The following is a 5674-nucleotide window of genomic DNA, read 5'->3' as shown; positions in this document are numbered from 1 at the left end:
TCTTCGGGATATTTGGCTGACTGGGTCGGTTTCGGGCGAATCGGGGTGATCAGGTTAAACCACCCTTCGCGGCAGTTGAACATCTCACCGCCGTTTTCGACTCTGACTTCACCGTCGCGAATACCGGGGGAAACCTTGACCTTACAGACCATTTTGCCGTATTGGTTGAAGACCTGCACCACGTCGCCGTCGGCAATGCCGCGCCGTTTGGCATCCGCGGTTGCCATCATGATGTACACTTCACCACGCTGCAGGCGGAGCAGAACATCAACATCCCGGAAGGTGGAATGGGTGCCCCAGCGTCCATGAGCGGAGTTAAATTTCAGCGGGGCCGGGGTTTTGCCGTCCGGCAGCAGGTCATGTTCCGGTTCTTGGTAGATGGGTAACTCATTGCTTGAAGCCAGGAAATAGGAGTGGTCAATGTAGAACTGCTGGCGGCCGGTCAGGGTTTTCGGGCCGATCATGCCAAGGAATTTTTTGGCATAGAGCTTGGGCATTTTAACCCCGGGAGCGACCTCGATCTTCTCACTGGCAAGTTTACCGCCGCCCGGCCAGGGGAGTTTCTGCTCCACGTTTTCAGCAAAGGGTACCAGCGGTCGTTTGTATTGAGCCGCCGGGAAAGGTATGGGAGCCTCTTTAATAAGTTCGATAATGCCGTCCAGGTAGCCGGAAACATCCCCGGGAAAGAGTTTTCCTTCGATCAGTTTCTGCATTTCGGGGGCGAAAGCGGCCTTGTTCTGCCGATACTCATCCGGATTGGGATACATCATCGGGCTTTTTTCAAGGATGAATTTTACCGCTTTAAGGTCAGTGTCAAGTTTGCCGCCGGCGCTGAATTTATCGTACAGGGTGGTAAAATCAATGGTCTGTTTCTTCTCCTGGTCATTCCATTTGCCGTTCCATTGACCGCCGGCCACCAGTTTCTTGGCCTCATTCTGTAAGCGTTGGGTCAGATCCTTGAAAATGTCAAAGTCGGTCCGGGCTTCATATAAAGGTTTGATGCAGGCGCCCTGGGCCTGGAGATAGGGGTGCATGGGCGTGGTTTCAACATCGAATTTTTCATACCAGGTGGCGGCCGGCAGGATAACGTCAGCATACATGCCGGTCGAGGTGACGCGAAAATCGATATTGACCACCAGTTCCAGCAGTTTTTCATCGGCAAACCACTCTTTGGTACGGTGGCCGCTCTTGCCCTGGTTGAGGAAATTAGCCCGCCAGATGATCATCGCTTTGGGTCTTTTCGGTGGTTTGGGATAAACCGGCATCCATTTTTTAGCCAGGGATTTAATCAGCAGATAGTAGTTGTAGGCCCAGCCAGCGGCGGGATCAGCGCTGACCGAAACCCCGTTGGGCAACTTGGTGATGGCGCCTTTTTCGATGGCGGTGACCAGTTCGGGAAAGTTTTTCCCCAGCCGCCAGAGCTGGGCGTCGTAGTGGGACCAGACAAACAGGGTGCCGTTTTGGGGTCTGGCTTTCAAGATCATGCCGTATTTGCCCAGGCCGCTGAGCCAGACTTTGTATTGGCCGGTGTACTGGTTGAAACCGCCGCCTCCGACCCCGATATTGCCGGTCAAGGCCTGTAAAAGAATCATCGAGCGGTTGTTGATGTCGTTATGGAACCAGTGGTTGGTGCCGCCCCCTTCAACGATCATTGCCGGCTTGATGGTGTGCAGGTCAGAGGCCAGTTTTTTCAGGGTCTGGGTGCCGATACTGGTGATCTGGGTCACTTTTTCGGGTGTATAGATTTTGACCTCTTCCTGGAGGCGGGTGAAAACTGTCTGGACATCTACTTTATTGCCGTTGCCAAGGGTAACATTGCCGGAAAAATCAAGGGCCGGGTCGAGATTAAAGGCCTTGAGATCAAGGGTGTCGCGCTGGTCCCCCAGGGTGCCGGGCGCCAGGATCGGCTGGTTACTTTTCTGATCCCAGATGTAGAGTTTAAAAGGGCTGCCGTCGGCCACCATATCTGATTCGCGCAGGAACTTTTTATTGTCGGAGCGAACCAGGAAGGGTAGGTCGGTGAAAGTCTTGATATACTCTTTGTCATACCATCTATTATCCAGTAAAATTTTGATCAGGCCCATAACCAGGGCGGCGTCGGTGCCCGGTTTTGGTGAGATGAATTGATCTACCATCCGGGCGGTGGCGTTGTAGTCGGTGAAAATACCGACTACTTTAGCGCCCCGGTAGCGGGCTTCGGACAGCAGATGGGCGGCAGCCATGCGCGATTCGGCGACATTGGCCCCCCAGAAAATCAAAAGTTTGGCATTGATCCAGTCAGCCTCTTCACATTCATCGGTCTGAAAAGCCCAGGTTATCGGTTCGCCCGGGGGCAGGTCGCAATACCAGTCGTAGAAACTCAAAGGTCCGGCGGCGCCCATTAATTTGCAGAGCCGGTAGCCGGCCCCGGCCGAAACGTAGTTGAATGCCGGGATTGGAGAGAAAAAGGCGATGGCGTCGGAGCCATCTTTACGGGCGATGTCGGTCATCCCGGTGGTAATCAGGTTCATGGCCTCATCCCAGGTGGCCCGGCGGAATTTGCCTTCACCCCGTTTACCGACCCGGATCAAAGGATGTTTCAGCCGTACCGGGCTGTTGATATATTTCAGGTAGCTGGCTCCCCGCAGGCAACCCCGGGGATTATACGAGGCGCCCAGGACCGGGTCGAAACGATCATAATCGCCGGCCGGTTCATTGGCGACGATATACTTGTCCCCTTTGACAAAAGCTTTCCAGCCGCAGGCCTGGGTGCAGTTGCCGGCGCAGCTGGTTCTGACGATTTTGTCGAAAGCAAAAACCTGGCGATAGGCCTCTTCCCCGGCTTCATGAAGTCGCTTGCCGACGAATTCCCCCTTTTTCAGTTTACCGCTGCAGGCGGCCAGGGAGGGGAGGAGGGCCACGGTGGCCGTGCCGGCCGCCATGGTCCCGAGAAAGTGTCGTCTGGTAATTTTTTTGTCGGTCATAATTCACTCCTTTTGTGGTGGACGCTGGTAGTATTTTTTATAAAGTATAATCTATCAGAGTGAGCTGTGTTCCTATTGGATTGGCATGTGCAGGGTTAAAATAAAAAAGTATTTAATGTCAGGTCAGAAGTGTTCGAGATTTTTTTGATAAACAATGATGACATGCTCTTTTTTCAGCTGGCCCATAAATGCTTTAAAGAGCTCTTGCTGTTTTTGACTCGTCAATTGCTCTTTGGCCAGTTTTGGACTGAGCTTCGGGTTGGTTTTTTGATAGGTTTTGATTTCTTCCTTGGAACAATGTACCTGGTTGGATATTTTGTCGGTAAGCAACCGGCGCAGGATAATAGTTTCTTTTTCCCGCTGGTTGAGACTTCTATGTTTTTGGAGCTCTTCCAGCTTAAAGTAGTCATGCTCCTTTGCGTACTGTAAGAGAATAGTTCGATCGATCAAGTGTTCAAGTAATTTTTTCCTGGCTTCAGCAGTATCCGGCCGGAATCTGGGGTCGTTATCAAAGAGTTCCAGATAATTTTGAAAGTCATTGCTGGTAATTTGCTGACCATCGATGGTGGCCAGGGCTTGCTGCTCCTCGGCTGACGTTGGTTTTGGCAGCCAAAGGGTGATTGTCAGCAACAGGGTAAAAATACAGATGACGCCTTGCTTCATGGAGATAAACCCCCGGAGGAGGGGGTGGCGGAGGTATGCCAATACCTCCGCCACCAAGGTTATAGTTTTTGTTTAATGGACTTCATCATACGGTGCCGCTGACGGCAGTTTGAATTTAATTGTCTGTTTTTTTAATTCGCCCAAATCCTTCTTGTTGCGTGCTTTGTAGGCTTCGAAGACCGGATGTGGCGGATACTTGGTACCCAGGTAGTGATCCTTGTTATTGTAGCGTTCCATCCAGATAGCCAACTGAGCTTTAGTCAAGAGACCATGGTTGACGGCTGCTTCAATATTGGCTTTAATCTTTTCCCAGTAGTCGGGGATGAGCTTGTAGAGAACCGGCGTGCGGTTTTTCTCGGTGCCGATACCCCACTCATTGCCGGGGATGTCATAGATTTTATAGGTCATGAATTTGGTCGGGCTGTTGTTATCCACAATCGCCTGGGCTTCTTGATCACCATGATTAGCACCGTATTCGATCATCTCCATCAGGTTGTGCTGGAGTTCCCAAAGTCCGTGCCAGTTGGTGTAATCGGCACCCATCATCTCTGATCCGTGGCGGTACCGGCGGCCCTCATGATGCCAGGAATCATACATCAGATGCTCTGGTTTTTCATCCCAGCCGTTGATGAAATCTTTGGAGTAGAATTTTCCATTGAGCTCGATACGATCGACAATGCCGCTCTTGGTGTATTTCTTGTTCCAGTAGACAAAGGCTCGACGTATTTCATTATACTGGAGATTGTTCAAGTCAGCTTGTAATAAATACATCTCCACAAAACCCTGGCCGTGACAGTTGAGACAGACACCGGCCATCCGTTTACGTTTGGCCTGCCAGTCGCCCAGTTTTTCATCAAACCAGACCGTGCGGTAACTCCAGGGGGCCTGCGATTCCCAGGCCAGGCGGGCACTGACGTTATGAGTGCCTCTGACCCCGGGTACGGCATCCATATGACAGGTGGTGCAGACCGGAACTTCGATAGGGATCGGTTTTTCATCCGAGCTCTTGTAACCCATATCCACCTGGCCCTGGACCTCCGCCTTGAAGATATTGCCGTGTTTTGACTCAATATAGAGCTCAATGTGGGGATGATCGGGACCCACATGGCATTCACCGCAGGTTTCCGGCTGCCGGGCGACGGCGACGGAAAAGCTGTGTTTGGCGTGGCAGGCGTCACATTCGCCGACACTGCCGTCCGGCCACATATTGGTAATCTGGTGGCATTCTTCACAGCCGTGATGGGTGCCGACGATGGGCTCGAAAACCGCCCGGTCAGCATTAGCGTAGAGCCAGAAGGGAAAGGCATGTTTGCTTTCGGTAAACTCCTGGACCTCTTCCTTGTGGCACTTGGCACAGTCTTTTGGGGTGGGGAATTGGGCGACGAGAATGTTTGACTCCGGACAGGTGAAGGCGTCAAAATCACCCTTTTCCGCCGTATGACACTGGGTACAGTCGATGCCCTTGGCGGCGTGCTCGCTGTTTTCCCACTGTTCGATCATCTTGGGGGCCACCCCTTTACGTTTATGACATTCCAGGCAGGGTTTGCTGGCGTCACTTACATGAACTTTATGGGTTTCCAGCCCCATTTTACTGGCGAAGCGGTCCGATTCATGGCGGGCCACCAGGAAAAGGGCGGCCATAAAGAAAATGCACATGATGAAAACCAGCCATTTTTTTGCTTTCACATCCATGGTTTTTTCTCCTTATCTCAGTAATTTTAAATTTTCTTGATCGTTATTTCTTTAAGGTATGGCTTCGATAATCATCAATGAAGTGACGATGACCATGCCGATGATGCCGATAATGACCGGCAGGGCTTTACTTTTGGCGGTTTTGGCGATCCAGCTGTCGATAAAAGGCCAGAAAATGAAGATGCCGACGACAACCATGGGAAAAAAGATGCCCACCGCTTCCGGGGTCATTTTGATCCACTTGTACATGGGGAAAAAGTACCACTCCGGTTTGATATGTTCCGGCGTGATCAGGGGATTGGCCTTTTCGGTCATTTCCACCGGCAGAACAATGGCCAGGATGGTGCAGAGAAAGA

The 5674-nt window shown here is 51.7% G+C and carries 4 protein-coding genes; all 4 read right to left on the bottom strand.

Features of this window, described 5'->3' with window-relative positions; genetic code table 11:
• Window positions 1–2963 (bottom strand): molybdopterin-dependent oxidoreductase (locus tag U9P07_01345; GenBank protein ID MEA2108050.1); only part of this gene is annotated, 2963 nt, incomplete at its 3' end.
• 123 nt (window positions 2964–3086) lie between these two features.
• Window positions 3087–3626, bottom strand: a complete 540-nt coding sequence (locus U9P07_01340) for a SurA N-terminal domain-containing protein (protein MEA2108049.1) — start codon at window positions 3624–3626, stop codon at window positions 3087–3089.
• A gap of 72 nt (window positions 3627–3698) precedes the next feature.
• Window positions 3699–5318 (bottom strand): multiheme c-type cytochrome, encoded by a 1620-nt coding sequence (locus U9P07_01335; GenBank protein ID MEA2108048.1) that lies wholly within the window; start codon window positions 5316–5318, stop codon window positions 3699–3701.
• 51 nt (window positions 5319–5369) lie between these two features.
• A partial coding sequence (locus U9P07_01330; protein ID MEA2108047.1) for a hypothetical protein occupies window positions 5370–5674 on the bottom strand: 305 nt, incomplete at its 5' end.

The sequence above is a fragment of the Pseudomonadota bacterium genome, from assembly GCA_034660915.1.
In the GTDB taxonomy this organism is placed as follows: Bacteria; Desulfobacterota; Anaeroferrophillalia; order Anaeroferrophillales; family Anaeroferrophillaceae; genus DQWO01.
Note: the sequence above shows the minus strand (reverse complement) of the source record. Positions and strands in the feature narration are given on the sequence as shown.

Bases quoted from the DNA above. Each gene is read 5' to 3' on its own strand.
- U9P07_01335 (MEA2108048.1), bottom strand. From the start codon at position 5,318: ATGGATGTGAAAGCAAAAAAATGGCTGGTTTTCATCATGTGCATTTTC.
- U9P07_01340 (MEA2108049.1), bottom strand. From the start codon at position 3,626: ATGAAGCAAGGCGTCATCTGTATTTTTACCCTGTTGCTGACAATCACC.